At 70.3% G+C, this 22,734-nt stretch carries 21 protein-coding genes; 8 read left to right on the forward strand and 13 right to left on the reverse strand.

Annotation, left to right across the window (positions count from 1 at the left end):
- Positions 1–63 precede the first annotated feature (63 nt).
- Positions 64–1,374 (reverse strand): ABC transporter ATP-binding protein, encoded by a 1,311-nt coding sequence (locus CP973_RS19150; protein WP_150242321.1) that lies wholly within the window; start codon positions 1,372–1,374, stop codon positions 64–66.
- Positions 1,375–1,477: 103 nt separating this feature from the next.
- Entirely contained in the window at positions 1,478–3,214 is a 1,737-nt protein-coding gene (locus CP973_RS19155) for an ABC transporter permease (protein ID WP_150242323.1), read from the reverse strand.
- A 429-nt stretch (positions 3,215–3,643) separates the two neighbouring features.
- On the opposite strand from CP973_RS19155, the gene CP973_RS19160 reads away from it, so the two are divergent.
- Entirely contained in the window at positions 3,644–3,826 is a 183-nt protein-coding gene (locus tag CP973_RS19160; RefSeq protein ID WP_150242325.1) for a hypothetical protein, read from the forward strand.
- A 133-nt stretch (positions 3,827–3,959) separates the two neighbouring features.
- Here the strand turns inward: CP973_RS19160 and CP973_RS19165 are convergent, their stop codons facing one another.
- A complete protein-coding gene (locus CP973_RS19165; RefSeq protein ID WP_150242327.1) occupies positions 3,960–5,015 on the reverse strand; it encodes a chitinase in 1,056 nt (351 codons plus the stop codon).
- Between the two features lie 696 nt (positions 5,016–5,711).
- On the opposite strand from CP973_RS19165, the gene CP973_RS19170 reads away from it, so the two are divergent.
- Both CP973_RS19170 and CP973_RS19175 read left to right on the forward strand, forming a co-directional pair.
- Positions 5,712–7,019 (forward strand): PP2C family protein-serine/threonine phosphatase, encoded by a 1,308-nt coding sequence (locus CP973_RS19170; protein ID WP_244409604.1) that lies wholly within the window; start codon positions 5,712–5,714, stop codon positions 7,017–7,019.
- Positions 7,020–7,039: 20 nt separating this feature from the next.
- Positions 7,040–7,420, forward strand: a complete 381-nt coding sequence (locus CP973_RS19175) for an STAS domain-containing protein (RefSeq protein ID WP_150242331.1) — start codon at positions 7,040–7,042, stop codon at positions 7,418–7,420.
- Here the strand turns inward: CP973_RS19175 and CP973_RS19180 are convergent.
- The 4 genes from CP973_RS19180 to CP973_RS19195 all read right to left on the reverse strand — a co-directional run bounded on the left by CP973_RS19180 (position 7,417) and on the right by CP973_RS19195 (position 10,958).
- The gene (locus CP973_RS19180; RefSeq protein ID WP_150242333.1) at positions 7,417–8,346 is read right to left on the reverse strand and encodes an anti-sigma factor RsbA family regulatory protein; all 930 of its coding nucleotides are present in this window, start codon (positions 8,344–8,346) and stop codon (positions 7,417–7,419) included. The genes CP973_RS19175 and CP973_RS19180 overlap by 4 nt on opposite strands.
- Entirely contained in the window at positions 8,346–8,639 is a 294-nt protein-coding gene (locus tag CP973_RS19185) for an STAS domain-containing protein (RefSeq protein WP_341874836.1), read from the reverse strand. Before CP973_RS19185 ends, CP973_RS19180 begins: the two co-directional genes overlap by 1 nt.
- Positions 8,640–8,849: 210 nt before the next feature.
- Complete coding sequence (locus tag CP973_RS19190; protein ID WP_341874827.1) at positions 8,850–9,518, reverse strand: response regulator; 669 nt, start codon at positions 9,516–9,518, stop codon at positions 8,850–8,852.
- Positions 9,519–10,163: 645 nt separating this feature from the next.
- Complete coding sequence (locus tag CP973_RS19195; RefSeq protein WP_150242339.1) at positions 10,164–10,958, reverse strand: ANTAR domain-containing protein; 795 nt, start codon at positions 10,956–10,958, stop codon at positions 10,164–10,166.
- A gap of 133 nt (positions 10,959–11,091) precedes the next feature.
- Between CP973_RS19195 and CP973_RS19200 the strand changes: the two genes are divergently transcribed.
- Positions 11,092–11,442 (forward strand): helix-turn-helix transcriptional regulator, encoded by a 351-nt coding sequence (locus CP973_RS19200; RefSeq protein ID WP_150242341.1) that lies wholly within the window; start codon positions 11,092–11,094, stop codon positions 11,440–11,442.
- Positions 11,443–11,781: 339 nt separating this feature from the next.
- Here the strand turns inward: CP973_RS19200 and CP973_RS19205 are convergent, their stop codons facing one another.
- The 4 genes from CP973_RS19205 to CP973_RS19220 all read right to left on the reverse strand — a co-directional run bounded on the left by CP973_RS19205 (position 11,782) and on the right by CP973_RS19220 (position 15,101).
- On the reverse strand, positions 11,782–12,366 hold the full coding sequence (locus CP973_RS19205; RefSeq protein ID WP_150242343.1) for a hypothetical protein: 585 nt from the start codon (positions 12,364–12,366) through the stop codon (positions 11,782–11,784).
- A 61-nt stretch (positions 12,367–12,427) separates the two neighbouring features.
- Entirely contained in the window at positions 12,428–13,036 is a 609-nt protein-coding gene (vanX, locus tag CP973_RS19210; RefSeq protein WP_150242345.1) for a D-Ala-D-Ala dipeptidase VanX, read from the reverse strand.
- Complete coding sequence (gene vanA, locus CP973_RS19215) at positions 13,033–14,073, reverse strand: D-alanine--(R)-lactate ligase (RefSeq protein ID WP_150242346.1); 1,041 nt, start codon at positions 14,071–14,073, stop codon at positions 13,033–13,035. Before vanA ends, vanX begins: the two co-directional genes overlap by 4 nt.
- On the reverse strand, positions 14,070–15,101 hold the full coding sequence (locus CP973_RS19220; protein ID WP_150242348.1) for a D-isomer specific 2-hydroxyacid dehydrogenase family protein: 1,032 nt from the start codon (positions 15,099–15,101) through the stop codon (positions 14,070–14,072). Before CP973_RS19220 ends, vanA begins: the two co-directional genes overlap by 4 nt.
- A 510-nt stretch (positions 15,102–15,611) precedes the next feature.
- Between CP973_RS19220 and CP973_RS19225 the strand changes: the two genes are divergently transcribed.
- Both CP973_RS19225 and CP973_RS19230 read left to right on the forward strand, forming a co-directional pair.
- Positions 15,612–16,994 carry a UDP-N-acetylmuramoyl-tripeptide--D-alanyl-D-alanine ligase gene (locus CP973_RS19225; RefSeq protein ID WP_150242351.1) on the forward strand — a complete coding sequence of 461 codons (1,383 nt, stop codon included), beginning with the start codon at positions 15,612–15,614 and terminating at the stop codon, positions 16,992–16,994.
- Positions 16,995–17,002: 8 nt separating this feature from the next.
- Positions 17,003–18,121, forward strand: coding sequence for a lipid II:glycine glycyltransferase FemX (locus CP973_RS19230; protein ID WP_150242353.1), 1,119 nt, complete (start codon positions 17,003–17,005; stop codon positions 18,119–18,121).
- A 104-nt stretch (positions 18,122–18,225) separates the two neighbouring features.
- On the opposite strand, the gene CP973_RS19235 is transcribed toward CP973_RS19230, so the two are convergent.
- Both CP973_RS19235 and CP973_RS19240 read right to left on the reverse strand, forming a co-directional pair.
- Positions 18,226–19,350, reverse strand: coding sequence for a sensor histidine kinase (locus CP973_RS19235; protein ID WP_150242355.1), 1,125 nt, complete (start codon positions 19,348–19,350; stop codon positions 18,226–18,228).
- The gene (locus tag CP973_RS19240; protein WP_150242357.1) at positions 19,343–20,038 is read right to left on the reverse strand and encodes a response regulator transcription factor; all 696 of its coding nucleotides are present in this window, start codon (positions 20,036–20,038) and stop codon (positions 19,343–19,345) included. Before CP973_RS19240 ends, CP973_RS19235 begins: the two co-directional genes overlap by 8 nt.
- Positions 20,039–20,124: 86 nt before the next feature.
- Between CP973_RS19240 and vanY-N the strand changes: the two genes are divergently transcribed.
- Positions 20,125–20,832 (forward strand): D,D-peptidase/D,D-carboxypeptidase VanY-N, encoded by a 708-nt coding sequence (gene vanY-N, locus CP973_RS19245; RefSeq protein WP_244409605.1) that lies wholly within the window; start codon positions 20,125–20,127, stop codon positions 20,830–20,832.
- Positions 20,833–21,078: 246 nt separating this feature from the next.
- On the forward strand, positions 21,079–22,284 hold the full coding sequence (locus tag CP973_RS19250) for a cytochrome P450 (protein WP_150242359.1): 1,206 nt from the start codon (positions 21,079–21,081) through the stop codon (positions 22,282–22,284).
- The last annotated feature ends 450 nt before the right edge of the window (positions 22,285–22,734 follow it).

Raw genomic sequence — 22,734 nt, forward strand, 5'->3', positions numbered from 1 at the left:
GTCGCGGTCCTGTGGGCACGGTCCTGTGGCCGCGGTCGGGGCCCGGAGCGCCGGGCCCCGCGTTCAGGCGGCGTCGCGGCGGTGCTCGGCGGGGAGCAGCAGCACGCGGTCGTCCGCGTCGTACTCGTACAGTTCGGCGTAGCGGCCCCAGGTGACCGCGGTGGCCAGCTGCCGGTGCGCGGCGCGCTCGGAGGCGTTGCCGCGCAGCCGTCCGATCAGGTACGGCTCGCGCAGCCGGCCGCTGTCGGAGGCCAGCAGGAGCGTGCGGATGGTCGCGATGAGCGGGACGTTGGCGAGCGCGGCGGCCGCGAACAGGTGCTTGCGCGGGAGGATGTCGGCGCGGGCGAAGCCGCGGCCGGTGCCCGTCAGGTGCAGCCGGTTGCCCGCGACCCTGGCGTAGCCGAGCAGCTGCGCCGCCTCGACCACCGGCATCAGATCGTCCACCTCGTACGCCAGCGCGTCGGCCAGCGCGGGCAGGTCCACCGCCCCGCCCCGGGTGTCCAGGAGCTCCAGCAGGCCGGTGAGCGCTTCCACGGTGGCCGTCGGCAGCGGCTCGGCGGCCCGCAGCGGATCCTGGCCGGGACCGGCCGCGGGCGTGGTGCGCTGCCCGGTCAGCGCCTCGTAGGCGTCCTCGACCAGCGCCTGGAAGCCGTGGTCGCGGCGGTCGCGGGGCTGCGGCAGGGCGACCCGCAGGTCGGCCTTGATCCGGCCGGGACGGGTGTCGAGCACCAGGACGCGGTCGGCGAGCTGGACGGCCTCCTCGATGGAGTGGGTGACCAGCAGGACGGTGCGGGTGGGGGTGTCGGGGTGGGCGAGCAGTTCCAGCAGCTCGTTGCGGAGGGTCTGCGCGGTCAGCACGTCCAGGGCGGAGAACGGCTCGTCCATCAGGAGCACGTCCGGCTCGACGACCAGGGCGCGGGCGAAGCCCACCCGCTGCCGCATCCCGCCGGACAGCTCCTTGGGGTAGGCGTTCTCGAAGCCGTCCAGGCCGACCATGTCGATGGCGCGCAGGGCCCGGCCACGCCGCTCGGCGGCGTGCACGCCGCGGGCCTGGAGGCCGAGTTCGACGTTCTGCTGCACCGTCAGCCACGGCATCAGGGCGAAGGACTGGAAAAGCATCGCCGTACCGGGGTGGGGGCCGGTGACCGGCTCGCCCCGGTAGTGCACGGTGCCGCCGGAGGGCGCCAGCAGTCCGGCGACGTGGCGCAGCAGTGTGGACTTGCCCGAGCCGGACTTGCCGAGCAGCGCGACGACCTGCCCCTCGTACAGGTCGAACGTGACGTCGTCGAGGACCGGCAGGACGCCGCCGGAGGGGCCGGGGAAGTCCTTGCGGAGGCCGCGGACGCTGATGACAGGGGTGGTGCGGGTGTTCATGGGATGACTCCGAGGTGTACGGCGGCCCGGGCGCGGCGGCGGTCCGGAGGCCCGGGCCGGGGGAAGGGGTGAGGGGGCCGTCACGAAGTGGGTGAGGGGACCGTCACAGGGCGCAGCGCTTCATCGCGAAGCGGTACAGCCGCCGCCAGAACAGCCGGTTGATGACGACGACGTAGACGCTCATCAGCACGGCGCCGAGGAAGTTGCGGGCGAAGTCGCCGTCGGCGGTGGCCTGCTGGATGTACGCGCCGATGCCGACCGCGGTGAGCGTGGTGCTGCCGTAGGTGACGATCTCGGCCTGGATCGACGCGTTCCAGGCGCCGCCCGAGGCGGTCAGCGCGCCGGTGACGTACGAGGGGAAGACCGCCGGCAGGATCAGCTTCGTCCAGCGCAGCCGGCCGCGCAGCCCCAGGTCGGCGGCGGCCTCACGGAGGTCGCCGGGGATGGCGCTGGCTCCCGCGATGACGTTGAACAGCACGTACCACTGGGCGCCGAGCGCCATCAGCACGACGCAGCCCCAGTTCAGCGAGATGCCGGAGGCGCCCAGCACGATGACGACGAGCGGGAAGACGAAGTTCGAGGGGAAGGACGCCAGCACCTGCACGACCGGCTGGGCGAACCGGTTGACCCTCGGGCGCATCCCGATCCACACGCCGATGGGCACCCACACCACGGTGGAGAAGGCGACCAGCAGCAGCACCCGGCCGTAGGTGATCAGTGCGAGCAGCGCGTCGTGGCCGATCTCGGGGAGCGGCACACGGGCCAGGACGTACGAGACGGCCTGCCAGACGATCGCCGCGACGCCCAGCGCGTACAGCACGGAGAAGACCAGGTCGCCCCGCTTGCGCCGGGCCTCGTCGCGCGCCGCCCGGGGCCGCCCGCCGCCGGTGCCCAGCACCCGCATCGCGCGGTCGAGCCGTTCACCGGCCGGGCGCAGCGCGCGCCCCAGGCGGCCCGGCAGCGTGGAGCGGCGCAGCAGCTCCAGCACGAGACTGCGCGGCTGCTCGGCGATCTCGCAGTCCTCGGTACGGAACCGCTCGGTCCACGCCGTCACCGGCCGCCAGAAGAGGAAGTTGACCGACACCACCATCGCGACCATGACGACGATGGCCAGGGCGACCCGGGCACCCTCCCCGTCGGCGAGCGCCCGGGCCACGTACGAGCCCATGCCCGGCAGGGCGTTGTCCCGGTTGTTGACGGTGATCGTCTCGGAGGCGCTGAGCGCGAACCAGGCGGCACCGAAGCTGATCATGCCGTTCCAGACCTGCGCGATCATGCCGCTGGGCACGTCCAGCTTCCAGAACCGCTGCCAGCGGGTCAGCCCCATCAGCCGGGCCGCCTCGTCCAGCTCCCTGGGCTGGGTGGTCAGCGACTGGTAGAAGGCCAGCGCCATGTTCCACACCAGCGCGGTGAAGACGGCGAAGACCGACGCGCATTCCAGGCCCAGCGTGGAGTGCGGGAACAGCGCGACGAAGCCGGTGACGGTGATGCTCAGGAAGGTCAGCACCGGTACGGACTGGAGGATGTCGATCGCCGGGACGATCACCTTGGCCGCCCGCCGGGACCGGGCGGCCCACGTCCCGAACACGAAGGTGAAGAGCACCGCGGGCACCAGCCCCGCGAACATCCGCAGCACGGAACGCGCCGCGTAGTACGGCAGGTGCCGCGGATCGGTGGAGACGGCCGGCGGATTTCCGGGGTCGAAAGGACGGTCGGCGGTGGCGCCGACCCGTATGACGAGATACAGGAGTGCGAGAACGCCGCAGAGGACCAGCAGGTCCACGGGGCGCAGGCGGGCAGCGCGCAGTGCGCCACCGGCCGGAAACCGGTGGAATTTCATGGAAGTACCCGTAAGAATTCATGCGGGCGGCCCGGCGTGGCGGCGGCCACGGGGAGCACGGCCCGACAGGGTTCGCCGCGGGCCGTCCGGCCCGGTCAGCGGGGACGGCGAGGGTAACTGGGAGGTTCGCCGTAGAGCACAACGACCACCTCCTCGAATTCTTCGGCACGGCGGCGCGGCGGCCTCCTGCGACCGGCGCCGAAAAGAATGATGGCACGCAATGCGTGAGGTGGTCAAAAGGCCTCGGTAATTCCGGCGGATCTGAAAGCGCCTTCAGAATTACCGGCGAGCGGCCGGCCCGTGGCGGCGGAATTCGCATTTCCTGAGAGCGGCTTCAGGAATCGGCCGCGCGGGCTGCGCTCCGGGGAACCGCGGCCGGCCGGGCCCCGGGGTGTCCGCGCCTTCCGGGGTGATGGGACAATGGCGGTGATGATTAAGGAAGACCACCGCAGCGAGAACCCGACCGACCCGGCCGCGCCCGAGGGCGACGAGGCCGGCGCCGTGCGGCAGCAGGCCCGGCTGACCCTGGCCGGCCAGGCCCGCGACGCCGACGAGCTGAAGATGCTCCTGGAGATGCTGGGCCTGCACCCCTCCCAGGAGGGCGAGAGCTGAGCCCGTACGCGGGCGGGCCCGGACGGATGCCCGGGCCCGCCGCGTACCGGTTCGGATGTGTACGGGGCCGAATGCGTACCGGATCGGACACGTACCGCTTCGGATGCGTACCGCTTCGGACGTGCGGTTCGGATCAGCGCCCCTGAAGCGCCTTGACGTTGTTCCCGAACGACCACGCCTTGGAGCCGTCCCAGTTGACCGACCAGGTCATCAGGCCCTTCAGCCCGCCGCGGTAGGTGTTCCACGCCTGGCCGACCAGGCCCGGTGACATGTAGCCGCCGCCCGCGCCGGGCTGCGCCGGCAGGCCCGGGACCTGCTTGTCGTAGGGGACCTTGATGGTGGTGCCCTGGATCACCAGGCCCTTGTTCAGGCAGTCCGTCTGCGCGGTGAAGCCCTGGACGGTGCCGGCGGAGTAGGCGTCGCCGGAGCAGCCGTACATGCTCCCGTTGTAGTACTGCATATTGAGCCACCAGAGGCGGCCGTTGTCCGCGTACTTCTTCACGATCGGCAGGTAGGCGCCCCAGATCGAGCCGTACGTCACACTGCCCCCGGTGACGTACGCCGTCTCCGGCGCCATGGTCAGGCCGAAGTTGGACGGCATCCTGGCGAGCACCCCGTCGATGATGCGGATCAGGTTGGCCTGCGAGGCGGACAGGGTGTTGATGTTGCCGCTGCCGGTGAGCCCGGTCTCGATGTCGATGTCGATGCCGTCGAAGTTGTACTTCTGCAGGATCGGCACCACCGTCTCCACGAACCGGTCGGCGACCTTGCTGGAGCTGAGGTCGATACCCGCCGCGGCGCCGCCGATGGACATCAGGATCGTCTGGCCCGCCGCCTTGGCCTCGCACATCTCGGCCGGCGTCGCGACCTTCACCGTCGCGTCCATGCCGTCCTCCCACAGGACCGTGCCGTCCGAGCGGATCACGGGGAAGGCGGCGTTGAGGACGTTGTAGCCGTGCTGGGCGATCCGGGGGTCGGTGATCCTGGTCCAGCCGAACGGCGGGTGGACGCCGTTGGCGGCGCCGTCCCAGTTCTCCCAGTAGCCCTGGAGCACCTTGCCCGCGGGTCTGGATTTGACCGGACAGGTGGCGTCCCGGGGTGCGGCGTGCGGGGCCGCGGCGGCCGGCACCTGGGCGGCGCAGACCATCGCCAGGCCGATTCCGAGCAGGCGAAGCGCCCGACCGAACATGATGTGCTCCTTCCCGGCGGTGGCCGGCGGTGACGGAGGAGGGGGACCGGTGGAGCGGGGTGGGGGTGGTGCCGAGTGGGGGCGTGCGGGGGTGGCGGCGTGCGGGCGGTGGCCGGAACCCGCGCGTCGCGCTGCCCGAACCGTAGGGTGACGCGCAGGGGCCGTCAATAGGTCTGGACCAAGTCCGTACGGAGGCGGGCACGCCGCCCGTACGCCGTGACCGGGTCACCGCCGCCGCGCCCGCCGCCACCGGACAACAAGCCGTCCGCGCGCTGCCGTTGCCGCGGTGCGGGCAGATCACGGGCCCGCCGGAGCGGCGAGCGGAGAGCGAACGGAGCAGCGAACGGGGCGGGGGGCGCGGTGGCGAGCGAAACCCCCGACGTGCTCTGTCTCTGTCCTCGGTTTCGAAATCAAACCTTTGGGTGGCCCCGTTCACACGATCGAAGGCGAAGGCGGCGCTGGGGGAGCGTGTGCCGCGGTGCTCCGATACGCTCGCGACGATGCCTGTGCATCGGGGGCGCGTGCTTTGTGATCTGTTCTCCCAGGGGCGGCAGCAGCTGTGGCGCCGTTGCATCGGCCACCGCGCTGCCCTGAAGGGCGAGAAGCAGGGCGGGATGGTGAGCCCGCACCGTGACCGGGCCGCAGGGGAGGGGCAGGATGAACACCGCTGTCACGGAAAGGGGCCGGTTGGCCGCAGTGACCCGTTACGGAATCGTGGACATCCCCGCCGAGCCGTCCTTCGGCCGCATCGTGGCCCTGGCGGCCCGTTGGTTCGACGCACCCATCGCCACCGTGACCGTCGTCGACGCGCACCGGGCGTGGTTCAAGGCTTCCCGCGGTCTGAAAGGGATCACCGACGCCGCTCGGTGCCCTGGCTTGGCGGAAGCGGCGCTGCTGGCTGACGGCCCGTACGTCGTCCCCGACACCCTGCGCGACGCGGCGGCGTCCGGCCACCCGCTGGTCACCGGGCCGCCGGGCGTACGGTTCTACGCCGCCTGCCCGCTGACCACGCGCGAGGGCCACCGGCTGGGCACGGTGGACGTGTGGGACACCCGCCCCCGCCATGCCACCACCGAGCAACTGGAGGCGCTGCAGGACCTGGCCGCGGTGGTCATGGACGAACTGGAGACGCGCTGCCGCGCCGCCTCGACGGTGCGCGCCGAACGCCGCCGCCGAAAGCGGGCCGAGGCGGAGTCGGCCGAGAGGGAGCTGCTGGCCGCCACGCTGGAACGCATGCTCGCCCCGCCGCAACTGCCCACCGTGCCGGGGCTGGAACTCGCCAGTCATCTGCGCACCGTCGGCCCCCGGCAGATCGGTGGTGACTTCTACGACGTCTTCTCCCTGCCCGGGAATCAGTGGGCCTTCGTGGTCGGGGACGTATGCGGCAAGGGAGCCCAGGCCGCATCCCTGACCGCGCTGATCCGCCACACGGTCCGCGCCCAGGCCCTGCACGATCCGGCGCCTACGGCTGTGCTGGGCGCCTTGAACCGGACCTTGCTGACGGCCCCCGGGGAAGGGCGGCCGGGTTTTTGCACCGCCATGTACGGGCTGCTGCGGCGTGACCCCGCCGGCCGGCCGCCGGTACAGCGGGGCTTCACCATGGTGCTGGGCAGCGGCGGCCACCCGAGCGCTTTCGTGCTGCGCGCCGACGGCACGGTCGAACGCCTGCGGCCGGAGGGTGGCATGCTCGTCGGAGCCCTGGCGGAGGCCACCTTCGCGGAGTGCGATGCCCACTTGGGGCCGGGCGACGCGCTGCTGTTGTACACCGACGGGCTGACCGAGGCACGCCTTGCCGACAGCAGCCTGCTGGGCGAGGACGGCCTGGCGCGTCTGCTGCCCTCGCAGGCCGGGGCCGGGGCTGCCGCACTGACCGAGGCGATCAGTGCGCTGCTGACGGACCTGGAGACCGCGGTGTGCGACGACGTGGCCGTGGTGGCGCTGGCCGTGCCGGCTGCCGGCCCAGGCCGCGAGCGGGGTCTACCAGGACCACGGCAGGCGGATTGACCCACAGCGAAGGGCAGGGCATGGCCGATACGGACCTGACGGTGCACGACGCTCGCCGGATGGGCACGTGGACGGTGGCCGCCGTCACCGGCGAGATCGACTTCAGCAGCGCCGACGCCCTGTACAGCCAGGCGCGCCGGCTCATCAGCGAGGGCCCGGGGTGCCTGCTGCTCGACTTCTCCGCGGTCACCTTCTGCGACTCCTCCGGCATCAGCTCCCTGATCGGTCTGATGCGCGAGGCCCGCATACGTCACGGAACCCTGGCCCTGGCCGCGGCGCCCGAGCGCGTGAGCAGGGCGCTGCACCAGATCGGGCTGCACCATTTCATTCCTGTCTACCCCGACATCGAGGCGGCGCTGGCCGCCGCACCCGGCGCTCCGCCCCCGTGCGGCAGCGGCTAGCAGGTGAAATAGCAGCGCACCGTGGTGCCGTGCTCGCTGGTGTGCATCCGTACGAGGTCGGCGACCAGCTGGACGAGCAGCAGCCCACGCCCGCCGGGCCGTCCCGCAGGCGCGGGGTGCCGTCCGGCCAGCGGGTCGGCCAGCCGTCCGCGATCGCACACCTCCCACACCACCTGCTGTCCTTCGGACCAGATCCGCAAGGTACCCGAACCCCCGCCGTGTACCACGCTGTTGGTGGTCAGCTCGGCCACCGCCAGCTCCATGTCCTGCAGCCGGGACCCGGTCAGCCCCAGCTCGCGCGCCCGCCCGGTGGCCCAGCGCCGTACCGAGGCCAGTTCCGGTGCGCCGAAGTCGGCCGCCGTCGCGGTGGGCGGGGGAGCCAGCGGCTGGTTGTAGCGGGCGACGATGCCCTCGGGGTCGTAGGCGGGGCTGGTCCGCCGGCCGCCCGGATCGATGATCAACGGGTGCGTGGCGTGCGCGTCGGCCAGCACCGTGGCATCCAGGCCGGCCGCGTCGTAGGGGCACAGGATCGATACGGCACGGCCGTGGAACGCCGCGTTGATCAGCGCCTCGTGCTGGGCACAGGCCGGGTACTCCACATCGGTGCGCTGCGGCCAGATCGGCTCACCGATGATCCAGACGCGTCCGTGCGGCTGGGCGTCGGCGAAGGCCCGCAGCACCCCCGGGATGATCCGGCCCGGGTTGCGCCCCGCCTGGGTCATGTCGATGAAGCGCACCGCATCGGCGAACCGGCCCAGCTGCTCCTTCAGCATTCCGTGCCGGGCGGCGGGGACGGCGACGGCCACCGGTTCCCCCGCCTCCAAGCCGTTGAGGATGAACGGTACCGTCCCCTCCACATACTGCTGGTCGTCCCAGTAGAACAGTGCGGGGTGAGAGAAGGGCCCGTCGGCCGGGAGAGCATGCATCACAGCGTCACCTCCATCGCCGCCAGATCGGGCCAGAACAGCTCCAGCAGACGCCGCAGCGTACCCGGCGGCCGGCTGACCACGACGCGCCGCCCCTCGCCCAGGTTGTGCGCGGTCAGGGCCAAGGCGGACGCGCCGGCCACATCGATGAAGGTCACCGCCGACATCTCCATGTGGAAGACGTCGTCCTCGCACCGGGCAAGACGCTCCAGTGCCCCTTCCCAGACGGGGCGTGTGCTCAAGCTGATCTCCCCTGCCGCCCGAAGCCCCGGCCGGTCCGGCAACGGGCACACCGTCAATACGGCCTCGCCGGGCAACGGCCCGCCAGACCCCTGCGAGAGCTCCAAGCAGCCCTCCTCCATCGCTTCACCGTCAGTATCGCGCCATCGGCCGCTGTGTGGGTACCCGGAGTGGTCACGCAAAAGGACCAGCATACGGTTCCGGTGGCCGCGGCGCGGGAGACTTACCGCGGAACGCCCTGGACGGTTCGCAGGGGCGCGGTGTCAGGAGTCGTCCGGCACAGGAGGCTGCCGGTCCCGGGGAGGGGCTGGGGTGGTGTGGTCGAGCAGGAGGTCGGTGTACTGGCGCAGCAGGGACAGGTGCTGGGCCAGGGCCGCGGCGGTGGCGAGGGTACCGGCCGGAAGGGCGTGGGCGGGGAGCTGGGCGTACAGGTCCTGGGCGACGTCCTCGGCCTCGCGCAGCCGGGCGTCGATTTCGACGAGCACCGGGCTCACGGCCGATGTGGTGGCCGGCCGGCTGACGCGGTGCCGGTGCGCGGCTTTCAGCAGGGCGGCCTGCTCGTGCAGGCGGCGGTTGATGTCGTACAGCGCGACGAAGACGCTGACCTTGGCGCGCAGGACCCAGGGGTCGAAGGGTTTGACCAGGTAGTCGACGGCACCGACCGCGTAGCCGCGGAAGGTGTGGTGGGCGCTGTGACCGGCGGCCGTCAGGAAGATGATCGGTACGTGGCGGGTGCGGGCGCGGCGTTTGATGTGCACGGCGGTCTCGAAGCCGTCCATGCGCGGCATCTGCACGTCGAGCAGTATCAGCGCGAACTCGTCGGACAGCAGCGCCTTGAGGGCGGCCTCGCCGGAGGTGGCGCGCACGAGACGGTGGCGCAGCGGGGCCAGGACGGCCTCCAGGGCCAGGAGGTTTTCCACCCGGTCGTCCACGAGCAGGATTTTTATCGCCTGCGTACCGCGCGGTGCGGCCGCAGCAGCGCCGGCGGCGGGTTTCGCGGCGGGTGCGGGGATGCCGGGCCCGCCGCCGGGCGACGGGCGGGGCGCCGCGGAGGGTCCGTCACCGGGAGAGGGGGAGCCGGGTCGCAGCGCCCGCGGGCCGTTGGGCATGGCCGTCTACGCCTTTCGCCGGGCCGGCGGACAGCGCGCTGGTCGCGGCGCGGCTCCCACGCGTCGGCCGGTGCCGCTGGTCGGCCGGACATCCGTGCCTGAGTCCATCGTTCCCTCTTCCGCCCCGGCCCGACACCCCGCGCGCCGCAGTTTCCCGGCCGCGTCCGGAGTGCGCCCCGGGCGCACCGGCGGAGAGCATTCCGTGTGCGGAGGCGAAGCCGTCAGACTGCCGACCCGGGTGTGCGGGCGGCGCGGCGGGAAGGTGTTCAGCAGCACGCTGACTTCGTTGGTGTGGCCAGTGCCGCTGGGCACAAGGTGTCAAGGGTGCGCGTCAGCTCGTACGGGGACAGCCCGGCCATGGCCAGGGTGCGGGCGGCCGAGCAGGGCCCCGGCGTGGTGCGGAGTACCTCGCGATGCCCGGCCCGGTGGCGGGGACGGCAGCGGTCGGCGTTCCGGCTGCGGCAGTGGCTACCCGCCGGGTGCCGTGCGCCACTGCCGGGGCACGGAGTTCGCCTGACCGGCGGGTCGCCCCGCCTGCCCCGAGGGCGCCGGGGTCTGCTTGGCCTTCGCGACCGCGGCTTTCAAGTGCCCTTGTACGGTCGCGGGCAGGGCTGGCCCGTGGACGCTGTTGACCAGGTCCTGGGCTAGGCGGTGCAGTTTGGTGTTGGTGTTCTGGGAGGCGGCGACCAGCACCGACCAGGCGGCCTCGGGGCTGAGGCTGAAGGTGGCCATCAGGATGCCGCGGGCCAGGTCGATGGCCGGGCGGGTCTGCATGGCGCGGCGCAGCTGGGCGACTTCGGCGGACAAGTCCTCACGCTTGTCCTCGTGCTGCGCCGGAGTCGCGGAGCCGGAGGACTCCTGGCCGTCCGGGAGCGCGGGGGCGAACAGCGCGCGGGCTCCGGAGACGTCCAGCAGCCGGTCGACGGCCTGGCTGCTGGAGGAGATCACGACGGTCTTGTTGTGCACCAGGGCGCGCAGACGCAGGCGCAGGAGCAGATTCAGCCCGGCGCAGTCGCAGAACGGCACCGCGTCGAGGTGGAGGTCGAGACGGTGGGCTGTGCGGCGCAGGGCTTCTTGCAGATCGCGTTCGATCACCTGGCAGGTGGTCAGGTCGAGGACGCCTCGTACTGCCGCGCCGATGCGTTCACCGTCCCGGAAGACATGCACCTCGCGGTCTCCCGACCGGTCCACCGCGGATGCGGCGGGTGCTGCCCCGTCGCATCCCGCGTCGTCCTCCGGAAGGAGGTCCGGAGCTTCTGACATGGCCGTCCTCTCGCGTCATCGGCTCGCCGCCTTCTCTCCCAGGCTTGCCCTGGCTACTCATACCCGTCAATCGATACACGAAAATCACTACAGGTGTTGGGATGCGTGAGTGGCCGGTCGGTAGAGTGGAACGATGGACGCAGTGCCCCCGCCGCATACCGGATGGACGTTCGTGACCAACCATGCCCGGGTGCTGGCCGCCATCGCCGACGACCACCACGTCCGCGTCCGCGACATCGCCGCGCACTGCCGGCTGACCGAACGCGCGGTCCAGAAAATCATCGCGGACCTGGAGCGGGACGGATACCTCTCCCACACCCGCGACGGCCGCTCCAACACCTATGAGATCGACCCCAGCAGGGTGTTGCGCCACCCGGTGGAAGCCGGCCTCGGCCTGACCGTGGCGTCCTTGCTGTCCCTGCTCGTCCAGGACGAGGCCGACCGCACCGCACCTGCCCCGAGGTCGCACCCCAGCACGGCCTGACGGTGGCGGCTCCCGGCAGCCACGCTCGTCGCATACGGTCCGAACTGGGCAGTGGCCACCGTCGCCGCGCCGCGGTGGCCGTTCGCATGCGTTGTCCGCACGGCCCTGGCCCAGTGTCCGCGACGGCCGGGGGCTCACCGCACCCGATCGGAGGAGCCTGCCGGCCGCCGGTGCGGGCAGGCGCCCCACGCACGGGTCGGCCACTGCCGCACGACGCTCGGGGATCAGCGTCCCGTGTACCCGCCGCGCGGGACGGGCGACCACACACCACCCGTCCCGTCGCGGCCCCTTCGTATGCGCCGGTGACGACGACGCGGTGCCGGTTCGGTTCGCCCGGCCTCACGATGCCGCGCTGACCAGGATCCCTCGTCCCGCGTGGAACCGCTCGAATACGCGCATGGGCAGCGATGCGGAGTCAGCGTTGTGGGAGTAGCCCGACGGATCATGGAACCGCACCGTTGTTCCTCGCACCGCGTGGACCAGCACAAGATGCCCTCCCCGCCGCGGTTCGTGGGTTCCCGGGTCGCGGATCTCAGGAGATACCGAAGCGATCAGGACGTGCCCGGGGCGCACCGCCCGGGCGGATTCCTGGATCGGCGTGTTCTCGACCAGTTGGCATGCGAATCCGAATTGCGAGCTGATCCACGCCATGAACGGCCTGTAGATCAGTCCCTGCACCTTGCCCCGGGGGTCCACCACGTAGCAGCCCCAATCGAGGGCCAGCGCAAGGAGTTCACGCATCGGCAGTCGGATGTCCGTCCAGCCGTGGAGCAGGGACTGCAGGCATGCCAAGCCGCAGACCTTGCGGGACCAGAACAGGTACTCTTCGCGCGAGTGGTACCCGTCGGAGGCCCAGTCGTGCCGTGGTGACGGATCGGTGTGCCTCAGGAAGACGTCGAGCCCCGATGGGGCGGCACGCCGCATGACGACATCGTCGTTCCGGTCCAGGCTTCCCCACTGTGAGACGTAGGGGAGGAGGGTTCCGTCAGGTGACGGGGAAGTCGAAATAGACATCCGGATAAGGCTCGCTTTCCAGCGTGTAGTGCCACCACTCGCAGGCGTAGCGAGCGAACCCGCAGTTCTCCATGATGGAGCAGAGGTGCTCGCGGTTTTCCGCTTCGGTGGGCGCCAGTCCTTTTGCTCCGTGATGTGAGACCGGATCCATGAGATCGTGGCCGCCGCCCATGCGGGCAATCTGTCCGGTGGCGAGGCTGTAGAGCGTCAGGTCGACGGTACTGCCACGACTGTGGCCCGACTTGGCGGCCACGTATCCCTTGTCGACAAGCTCGGCTCTTTCGATATTGGGGTAGTGGCGCTGCTTTGTCCGGCCGTCCTCCGGCTGTGCCGACCAGCGCAGAAAGCAGTCGACGGCGCGTTGCGGACGGTACCCGTCCCAGACGAGCAAGCCGAAGCCGAGGGACGCGGCCTCTTCTTGTGCTCGCCCAAGGGCGGTGCACAGTGCTCTGGTGCCGACTATCCGGTTGGCCAGGTATCCGTCCACCGGCTTCCCGGTGAAGTTGTCCCGGGTGGCGTACTTGGCATCCCAGCGGATGCCGGGCACCAGCTCGTCCAGGTACACGAAGTCGTCGTTCATCGCTTTTTCCGGTGCAGTGTCATCGACACGAGCCGGTCGATCACGTCGGAGAGCGGCAGTCCTGCGGCGGCCATCATCCGGGGATAGCGGCTGTAGGAGGTCATGCCGGGCAGGGTGTTGACTTCGTTGAGCACCACCTGGCCGTCCTCCTTGAGGAACATGTCCACGCGGGCAAGCCCCCGGCAGCCCAGGGCGCGGTAGATGGTCCTGGCGCTCTCTTGGACGAGCCGGCGCGATGCTTCGGAGATGTCGGCGGGAACGATGAACGTCGAGTTCTCCGAGCCGGTCTCGGGTGAGTTCTCCTGGTGGATCCTGAAGAATCCGTGTGAGAGGGCTACGCGGTCCACCTCGCCCGTGATCGGGGCGCAGGGATCCCCCAGGATCGCGCAGCCGACCTCGCTCCCGGCCACGGCCTCTTCGATCAGGATCTTCGAGTCGTACTGTCGTGCCGCGTCCAGTGCGCTCGGCAGGTCCTCTTCCCCGGTGACTTTGCTCACGCCGAAGGACGAGCCCGAACGGGCCGGCTTCACGAAGACCGGATAAGGAAGCCGGCCGGCGTCGACCTTCCCGTTCCCCGTGACCACCCGGAAATCAGGCGTGGCGATTCCCGCGCTCCTGGCGACGGTGTAGGTCAGGGATTTGTCCATGCAGATGGCAGAGCTCTGGACGTCGCAGCCGGCATAGGGGATGCCGGAGAGCTCCAGCAGGCCCTGGACCGCACCGTCTTCGCCGAGTGTGCCGTGCAGAACGGGTAGTACGAGGTCCAGGCGGATCACTTCGCATCGTCCCTGTTCCAGGACGAGCAGGCCGTGGACGCTTCGGTCGGGTGACAGCACGACGGGACGGGCGCCGCCGTTCTCCCAGCCGGTGCCGGGGAAGTCGCAGAGCTTCCAGGCGCCGGACCGCGTGATGCCGATCCAGTACGGCTCGTAGCTATCGGTGTCGAGGTTCTTCGCGACCTCTTGGGCGGACTTGACGGAGACGGAGTGTTCTTCGGAAGAGCCTCCGAAGATGATGCCGATCCTCGCCCTGTTCATGTTCTCCCGCTTTCGAAGTCGAGGCAGTTGATGAGGCTGTTTCTGATGGTGTCGCGCAGCGCGTGGTCGGTGTAATAGGCCGTGTGCGGGCTGATGAACACATTCGGCAGCTCTTGCAGGCGCAACAGTGACCGGTTCTCGATGGGCTTGTCCCGGCAGTCGGTGTAGAAAATTCTTTCCTCGCCGTCGAGGACGTCCAGTGCCGCGCCGCCCAATCTGCCGCTCTCCAGCGCCGGAAGAAGGGCTTCGGTATCGATGAGCGGCCCTCGTCCGGTGTTGACGAGGAACGCGCCGTGCTTCATCTGCCCGATACGCCGGCGATCGAGGAGATGGCGGGTTTCCGCGGTGAGCGGGGTGTGGAGCGTGACCAGGTCGCTGTGCCGGAGCAACGCGTCGATCGGCACGTGGTCGGCAGAAGTCCGGGGGCGCTTGTCGTAGGCCAGCACGCGGCAGCCGAAGCCCCTCAGCCGGTCGATGACCGCTGTGCCGATGCGCCCCGTGCCGACCACCCCGACCGTCAGGTCGCGCAGCTCTTTGCCGCGAGTCTCACTCAGCCGGTAGTCATGGGCATCGGCGCGGCGGAGGGTGGCCTTCGCGTGGCGCACCGTCATCAGCATCAACATCAGCGTGTAGTCGGCGACGCTGTCGGGTGAATACGTCACGTTTCCGACGGAGATACCGACGCTCTCCGCGTAGCTCACGTCGATGTGGTCGCATCCGATGCTTCGTGTGGAGAGGTATTCCACACCGGCGCGGCTCAGCGCGATGAGCGTGTCACGGGTGACGTGTGTCTTGTGGCTGACGCTGATACATCGGTTCCCGGCTGCCAGGCCGATATTGGCTTCAGAGACCGCTTCCTCGGTGATGGTCGGCACCACGCCGAAGCGATGCGCCATTTCCCGGAAGAGAAGGGCCTCGTCCTGCTCGCACCCGTAGGCCGTGATTCCCGTTGCCGGGACAGCTGGTGACGACGGCGACGGCGTTCGGGTGCGGCACGCCGCCGCTCGTGTGGGTCCGCTGGAACTCATACCGTCCAGTCAAGAGAGCGCGGTGTTGCCGACGCGTATGCATTTACTGATACGCCGACGATACGTTGCCGGCCGCTGGACGGGGAGGACGATGCCCGTCTTGATGGTCAAGGACGAGACCCCGACCGCAAAGGATGCCGGCAGGGTGAATGAGCAACACGTTGCCGTGCCGTCCGTAGAGTTCCGGGCGGTCCCGAAATGGCGCTCGGGCGGCCGGGGACACTGCTGCCGGTCCTGATGCTCGAACTGCCGGATTGTCCGCTCGACCTCACGGGTGAAAACCGGCGCGGCCGGCTGTCATCCATGCTCTCGGGGGTGCTGGCCGGCAGCGTATCGTCGGCGTATCGAAAACCGCATACGCGTCGGCAACACCAGGCTCTCTTGACTGGACGGCATGCATTCCAGCGAATCAGCCACTGCCGTCCTCTGCTCCGCCGGCCCGCCACCGCTCACCGTCATGGCGAGCGGCCGTCCGGTGACGCCCTTCGTCGGACCTTGGACGGTCCGGACGTGATCCCGCTCAGCCTCGGCGAGATCGCCGCAGCCGTCGGCGGAACGGTCGAGGGCGACGGCGCCGTGACGGTGACCGCGCCGGCCGTGCTCGATGGCCGGCAGGCCGAGCCGGGCGGCCTCTTCGTCGCCTTCGCCGGCCGGCACGCCGACGGTCACGACCACGCCGTCCAGGCCGGCCGGGCCGGCGCGGTGGCCGTGCTCGGCTCCCGGCCCACGGCGCTGCCGACCGTCGTCGTCGAGGACGCCAAGGCCGCGTTGCAGGCGCTCGCCGCCCACGTCGTGGCCCGGCTGCGCGAGGGGCTGACCGTCGTGGGGGTGACCGGATCCCGCGGCAAGACCAGCACCAAGGACCTGCTGGCGGCCGTGCTGTCGAGCGCCGCGCCGACGATCGCCACGATCGGCTCGCTCAACAACGAGCTGGGCGTGCCGCTCACCATGCTGCGTTCCCACGCGGCCACCCGGTTCCTCGTCCTTGAGATGGGAGTCCGCCGCATCGGTGACATCGCCGAGCTCACCGGCCTGGTCGCGCCCGACGTCGGTGTCGTCCTCAACGTCGGCCGGGCCCACCTCGGCCATCTCGGATCGCGCGCGGCGATCGCCCGGGCCAAGGGCGAGCTGGTGCAGGGGCTGGCGCCCGGCGGCACCGCGGTCCTGAGCGCCGACGATCCCCGGGTGGCCGCGATGCGCTCGCTCACCGACCGCCCGGTACTGACCTTCGGCCGGGCGGAACACGCCGACGTCCGCGTACTCGACGTGGTGCTGGACCGGCTCGCCCGGCCGTCCTTCACCCTGCGGACCGCCGCCGCCCGGGCTCCGGTCGCGCTGCCGCTCGTGGGCGCGCACCAGGCGCTCAACGCGGCCGCCGCCGCGGCGGCGGGGCTGGCGGCCGGCGTCTCCCTCGATGCGGCCGCGGCGGCGCTGCCCACGGTCGCGCTGTCGAAGTGGCGCTTGGAGCTGCGTGACCTCCCCGGCGGCGCGACGCTGCTCGACGACTCCTTCAACGCCGACCCCGACTCGGCCCGTGCCGCCCTGGACGCGTTGGCGGCGATCGAGGGCAAGCGCCGCATCGCCATCCTCGGCGAGATGCTCGAACTCGGCGCCGCCGGCGAGGCCGAGCACCGCGCCGTCGGGAAGTACGCCGCCGTCCGGGCCGACATGGTGGTCGCGGTCGGCAGCCGGCCGCTCGCCGACGGCGCCGGAGCGCGGGCGGTGGCGCTGCCCGACAACGCCGCGGCCGTCCAGTGGCTGCGCGGTCGGCTCACGGCCGGCGATGTGGTGCTCGTCAAGGCCTCCCGCGGGGCGCGCCTCGACGAGGTCGCCGCCGCGCTCGCCTCCGGACCCCACGATGTGCCCGCGGATCGACGCAAGGACGACAGGTAGGAGCGGCTGTGGCTTTTCGGGTACGGACCATCACGTCGGGCGATCACGTCGCGTTCAACGCGTCCCGGCCCGCGGTGAGTTTCCTGCAGACCCCAGCTTGGGGTTCGGTGAAAAGCGAGTGGGGGTCGGAGTCGCTGGGCTGGTTCGACGACCGCGGTCAACTGGTCGGCGCGGGCTTGGTGCTGTATCGGCGGCTGCCCGGGCTCAGGATGTCGCTGGCGTACCTGCCCGAAGGGCCGGTGATCGACTGGGCCTCGGACGATCTGGCCGGCTGGCTCGGCCCGCTGGTGGACCACCTGAAGCGCTCCGGCGCCTTCGCCGTACGCATCGGGACGACGGTGGTGGCCCGCACCTGGAGTGCTGCGACGATCAAGGCGGCGATCGCCGACCCGGAGGTCACCAGGCTCAGCGACGTGCCGCCGGACACTGTCAACGACGCCGCTGCCCGGGCACGCAGCCAGCTCCGGCGGTTGGGCTGGCGCCCGCCGAAAGAAGAAGAAGGATTCTCCGCCGGGCAGCCGCGCCGGGTGTTCCAGGTCCCGTTGGCCGGCAAGAACGAGGATCACCTTCTTGCGGGGATGAACCAGCTCTGGCGGCGCAACATCAAGAAGGCCGGCAAGGCGGGCGTCATCGTGACCCAGGGCGGGGTCGGGGACCTGCCCGACTTCTACCGGGTCTACCTGGAGACCGCGGAACGTGATCACTTCATCCCACGGCCGTTCGGCTACTTCCCGGCCATGTTCGAGGCGCTGTCGGCCGAGGACAAGGACCGGATCCGGCTCTACCTCGCCCACCACGAAGGTGACCTCGTCGCCGCCACCATCTGGATCCGGGTCGGAGAACACGCCTGGTACAGCTATGGCGCCTCCGCCACGGCCAAGCGGGAGGTACGCGGGTCGAACGCCGTGCAGTGGAAGATGATCACTGACGCTCTGGCTGCCGGCTGTACGGTCTACAACCTGCGCGGCATCACCGACACCGTGGACGGGAACGACCCGCACCTGGGCCTGATCCAGTTCAAGGTCGGCACCGGCGGCGAAGCCGTGGAGTATCTCGGCGAATGGGACCTGCCGTTGAACCGCCTGCTCTACAAGGCGTTCGAGGTCTATATGTCCCGTAGAGGCTGAGACAGCCTGTCGGTGGCGGAATCGGCGGGCGGGACGCGAAGAGGACATGGCGGAAACCGGCGGCGTGGTCCGGGCGGTCGTGCCCGCCGGTTGCCCATCCCGCCTCAGCGGTCAACAGATCGGTCGGTTTGTGTGTGCGCTGACGCGGCGGGCAGTTGCACCGTGACCCGGAGCCCGCCGGCGGGGCGGGGGGCGAGGGCGAGGGTTCCGTCGTGTGCCCGGGCGATGCTTTTGACGATTGCCAGCCCGAGGCCGACCCCCGCGTGGCCGGTGCGTATGCGTTCGGTGCCGCGCTGGAACGGTTCGGTGAGTGTCGGGACCAGTTGTGAGGTGAGCTTTTCGCCGGTGTTCTCGACAGTGAGCACGACGGTGTTGGGGCGGACGCTGGTATTCACCCATACGATGCCCTGTTCAGGCAGGTTGTGGCCGATCGCATTGTGCAGAAGGTTCGTGGTCATCTGGAGCAGGAGCGCCGGTGAGCCGGCGGTGGTGCTCGTGTCACCGGAGGTTTCTATGGTGATGCCGTGCTTTTCCGCCAAGGGGAGGAGCGTTTCGGTGGCTTCTTCCGCCAGGAGGGACAGGTCGACGTGTTCCCTGGTGAAGGACCGCCGGTCGGCGCGGCTGAGCAGGAGCAACGCTTCAGTGAGGTCGATGGCTCGGGTGTTGACCACGCGGAGGCGCTCGACGAGCTCGCCGATGTCGCGGTTCGGATCGTTGCGGGCCACGTCGAGAAGCGCCTGCGTGACCGCCAGCGGGGTGCGCAGTTCATGAGAGGCGTTGGCGGCGAATCGCTGCTGTTCGGCGACGTGGTCTTCGAGCTGCGCGAGCATGGCGTCGAAGGAGTCGGCGAGTTCGCGGAACTCGTCCCGGCGGCCCGGCAGGCGAATGCGGTGGGAGAGCGGCCCGGTCGCCACCCTGCGGGTGACGTCGGTGATGCGACTCAGCGGGGCGAGCATCCGGCCGGCCAGAATCCAGCCGCCCACGAGACCGAACACCAACAGGAACGCCAGCACCATGATTCCCGCCGGTACGAAGACGACGGGGCCGAAATTGTTCGGGCGGAAGACGCGGAGGAAGTCGGACGGATCGGGGACGTTCAGGCTGCGCGACCGTCCACGCAGAAGGAATGCCCACACGGCGGCGAGCAGCAAGGCGCCCGCGATCACGAGGAATCCGGCGTAGCTGAGGGTGAGCTTGAGGCGGACGCTCAATCCCCGGCGCCTATCCACGCCCCGCTCCCCGGTCATCGGCGTCCGGTCCGGTGTCGATGCGGTAACCGACCCCGGCCACGGTGGCGATCAGCCAGGGCTCGCCGAGGCGTTTGCGCAGGGCCGAGACCGTGATGCGCACGGCGTTGGTGAACGGGTCCGCGTTCTCGTCCCACGCCCGCTCCAGCAACTCCTCCGCGCTGACGACACCGCCTTCGGCGGCGACGAGGACTTCGAGCACGGCGAACTGCTTCCTGGTGAGCGCGACGTAGCGGCCCTCGCGGTGGACCTCGCGGCGGAACGGATCCACACGCAGGCCCGCGATCTCTCGCACAGGCGGCCTGCTGTGGGCGCGCCTGCGGTCGAGTGCTCTGAGCCTGAGCACGAGTTCCCGCATGTCGAAGGGCTTGGTGAGGTAGTCGTCGGCGCCGAGCTCGAACCCGCTGGCCTTGTCGTCGAGCCGGTCGGCGGCGGTCAGCATGAGGATCGGCATGCCGCCGCCGGAAGCGACGATGTGCCGGGCGATCTCGTCACCGGTCGGGCCGGGGATGTCCCGGTCCAGGACGGCGATGGCGTAAGCGTTGGTGCTCAGCAGTTCCAGCGCGGTATCACCGTCACCGGCGATGTCGGCCGCGATCGCTTCCAGGCGCAGCCCATCGCGGATGGCCTCTGCCATGTAGGGCTCGTCCTCGACGACCAACACACGCATGGCCCGATGCTACGAGCCGGTGCATATCGCCGGTATATCGAAAACCGGATACGCACCGGCAACACCACGCCCCCTTGCCTGGAGGCATGAACGAACCACACATCGTCCCACTTCGGCCCCGTGACCGGCTGTTCGCCGTACTCGCGGTGCTGCTCGCCGTGCTCCTGCTGCCCGTTGCCTTCGTCCGCCGTCCCCGCCGCGCCCGCGAACTGGCCTGCGGCTGGGCGCTGGGACTCCGGTTTCCCGCCGAGGATCTCACCGGGCTCACCGACGGCGCCAGGGCGGCATTCACGGCCGCACGCGCGGAGGCGCTCTGGCGCCACGGGCAGCTCATCGGCCTCACCTCGGGATACCGCGATCCCCTCGTACAACAACGGTTGTTCGACGAGGAGGTGCGCCGCGTCGGCTCACCGGCCGCGGCCCGGACGCTCGTGCTGCCACCGGCGGAGTCCCAGCATGTCAAGGGCATCGCGCTGGATGTGCGCCCGTTCGAAGGCGCGCGATGGCTTGAGGAACACGGTGCCCGCTACGGCCTCCACCGCATCTACGACAACGAGTGGTGGCACTTCGAATACCACCCGGGCGCCGGCCGGCCGGTGGGTGAAAGCCGTGGCCGCTCAGCAGGGACCGGCGGCGGTGGGGGAGGAGTGGGTGAAGGCGGCGGTGACGGTGTGGGGCTGGAGCACGGCACTCGTTTTCGGGCCCGGCCGGACGCTGCGGCCAGGCCGGATGCGGCGGCCCGGCCGGGGAGCCGACGGGCTCGCGGCGGTTCACCAGCGCGGTCCGGCACTTGAAGAGTTGCCCGTGGCGGGCAGAACGAAGTCAGACGAAGTCAAACGAAGTCATCGGGTGGGCATACATGTCTACAAGCCCGCGCAACACGCCCCCACCGTCCCCAGAAGGATCAGTGCACAGTAGCGGCTTCCCCCGCATGATACGGACGGACGGCTGCATTCCGGCCTCAACGGGATTCTAGGGAAAATCGGGAATCACCCGTCATACGGTTGCCCCTGATCTCCGGAAGAGCCGAGGTGGTGACCATGCACGACCAGAGCCCCCTGCGAGCCGAGATGTGGCCGATGTCCCGGACCTGCCCGTTCTCCCCGCCGCCGGACTACGCCCGCCTGCGCGAGCACCCCGGCCTGCCCAGGGTGACGGGCCCGAGCGGACGCACCGTGTTCGTTGCCGCGCGCCATGAAGACGTCCGCGCCGTGCTCGGCGACGCCCGGTTCAGCTCCGACCGCTCGCACCCGGACTTCCCGTGGATGCGCGTCGGCGAGACCGTGTTCCCCGGCTTCCGGCCCTCGCTGATCGAGATGGACCCACCCGAGCACGGCCCCGCCCGTCGTGCGGTCGTCGGCGAGTTCGCCGCCCGCCGCATGCGGGAACTGGGCCCCAAGGTCCAGCGCATCGTCGACGGTCTGCTCGACGAAATGCTGGCCGGCGCCCGGCCCGCCGACCTGGTGTCCGCGCTGGCCGTGCCGATGTCCGGTCTGGTGCTGTGTGAGCTGCTGGGCATCCCGACCAGTGACCGACAGGAGTTCACCGTCAGTACCACGGTGCTGATGGCCCACGACTCCGCTGATGCGGACCGCACCGAGGCCTTCCGCTTTCTGGCCGCGTATTTCGACGCGCTGTGCGCCACCAAGATGACCGAGCGGCCCGAGGACCTGCTGGGCAGGCTGGCGGGCCACCAGCTCTTCAGCGGTGACGGGAGCCGCTGGGCCATGGTCGAACTGTGCGTACTCCTGGTCGTCGCGGGCCTGGAGACCACCGCCACGATGACCGCACTCGGGGCCCTGGCTCTCCTCGAACACCCCGACCAGCTCGCCCTCCTCACCGCCGACCCGGGCCTGACCCCGGCGGCGGTGGAGGAACTGCTGAGGTTCTTCTCCGTCGCCGAGCTGTCCCTGATCCGCCGCGCCACGGCGGACGTCGAGATCGGCGGCACTCTGGTACGGGCGAATGAGGGCGTCGCCGCCCTGGCCGCCGCCGCCAACCGCGACCCCGCGGCCTTCGCCGACCCGGACACGTTCGATGTCACCAGGGACAACCGCAGGCACCTGGCTTTCGGCTGGGGACCGCACCAGTGCCTCGGCAAGAATCTGGCCCGGCTGGAGCTGCGCATCGTCCTCGGCACTCTGTTCCGGCGCATCCCCGCTCTCCGCCTGGCCACGCCACGCGACGAACTGCGCTACGTCAACGGCTCCGCGTTCTCGGTATCGGCACTCCCGGTCACTTGGTGACGGAGGAAAAGTGCCGGCCGTCGGCCACGCGTTTACCGGGGCTGTGGGAGAGGCAGTTCCTTTGTGCCGGTCAAATTCAGTCAGGGGTACGGGTCGCGCCCTGTTTTCCGGACAGATCTTGCGGTGATGGCGCTCCAGGTGGCGGCCTGATCGTTCAAGTGTATGTCCACGACTTGCCGTGTCATTTATTGTCTGAGTTTTGGGCAGGGGCGAGCCGTCCTGTGACCGGTGATCGAGCGACGTCGCTGGTCACGCTTGTGACCTGCGAGTTCGCCCGTTCTTCGAGGTCGGCTCGGGGGTGGCAGAAAGGGGTGCTCGCCTGGAGGTGGCCGGTGCGGCGGAACGGCCGTATCGCTTTTGACGGGTAGCGGAATTCGGCGGGACCTGCTACGCGTCACGGTAGTGGTAGGAATTTCGACGGCAGGTAGAAGTGTCTAGGGAAAGCCCCAG

The sequence above is a fragment of the Streptomyces albofaciens JCM 4342 genome, assembly GCF_008634025.1.
Lineage (GTDB): Bacteria > Actinomycetota > Actinomycetes > Streptomycetales > Streptomycetaceae > Streptomyces > Streptomyces albofaciens.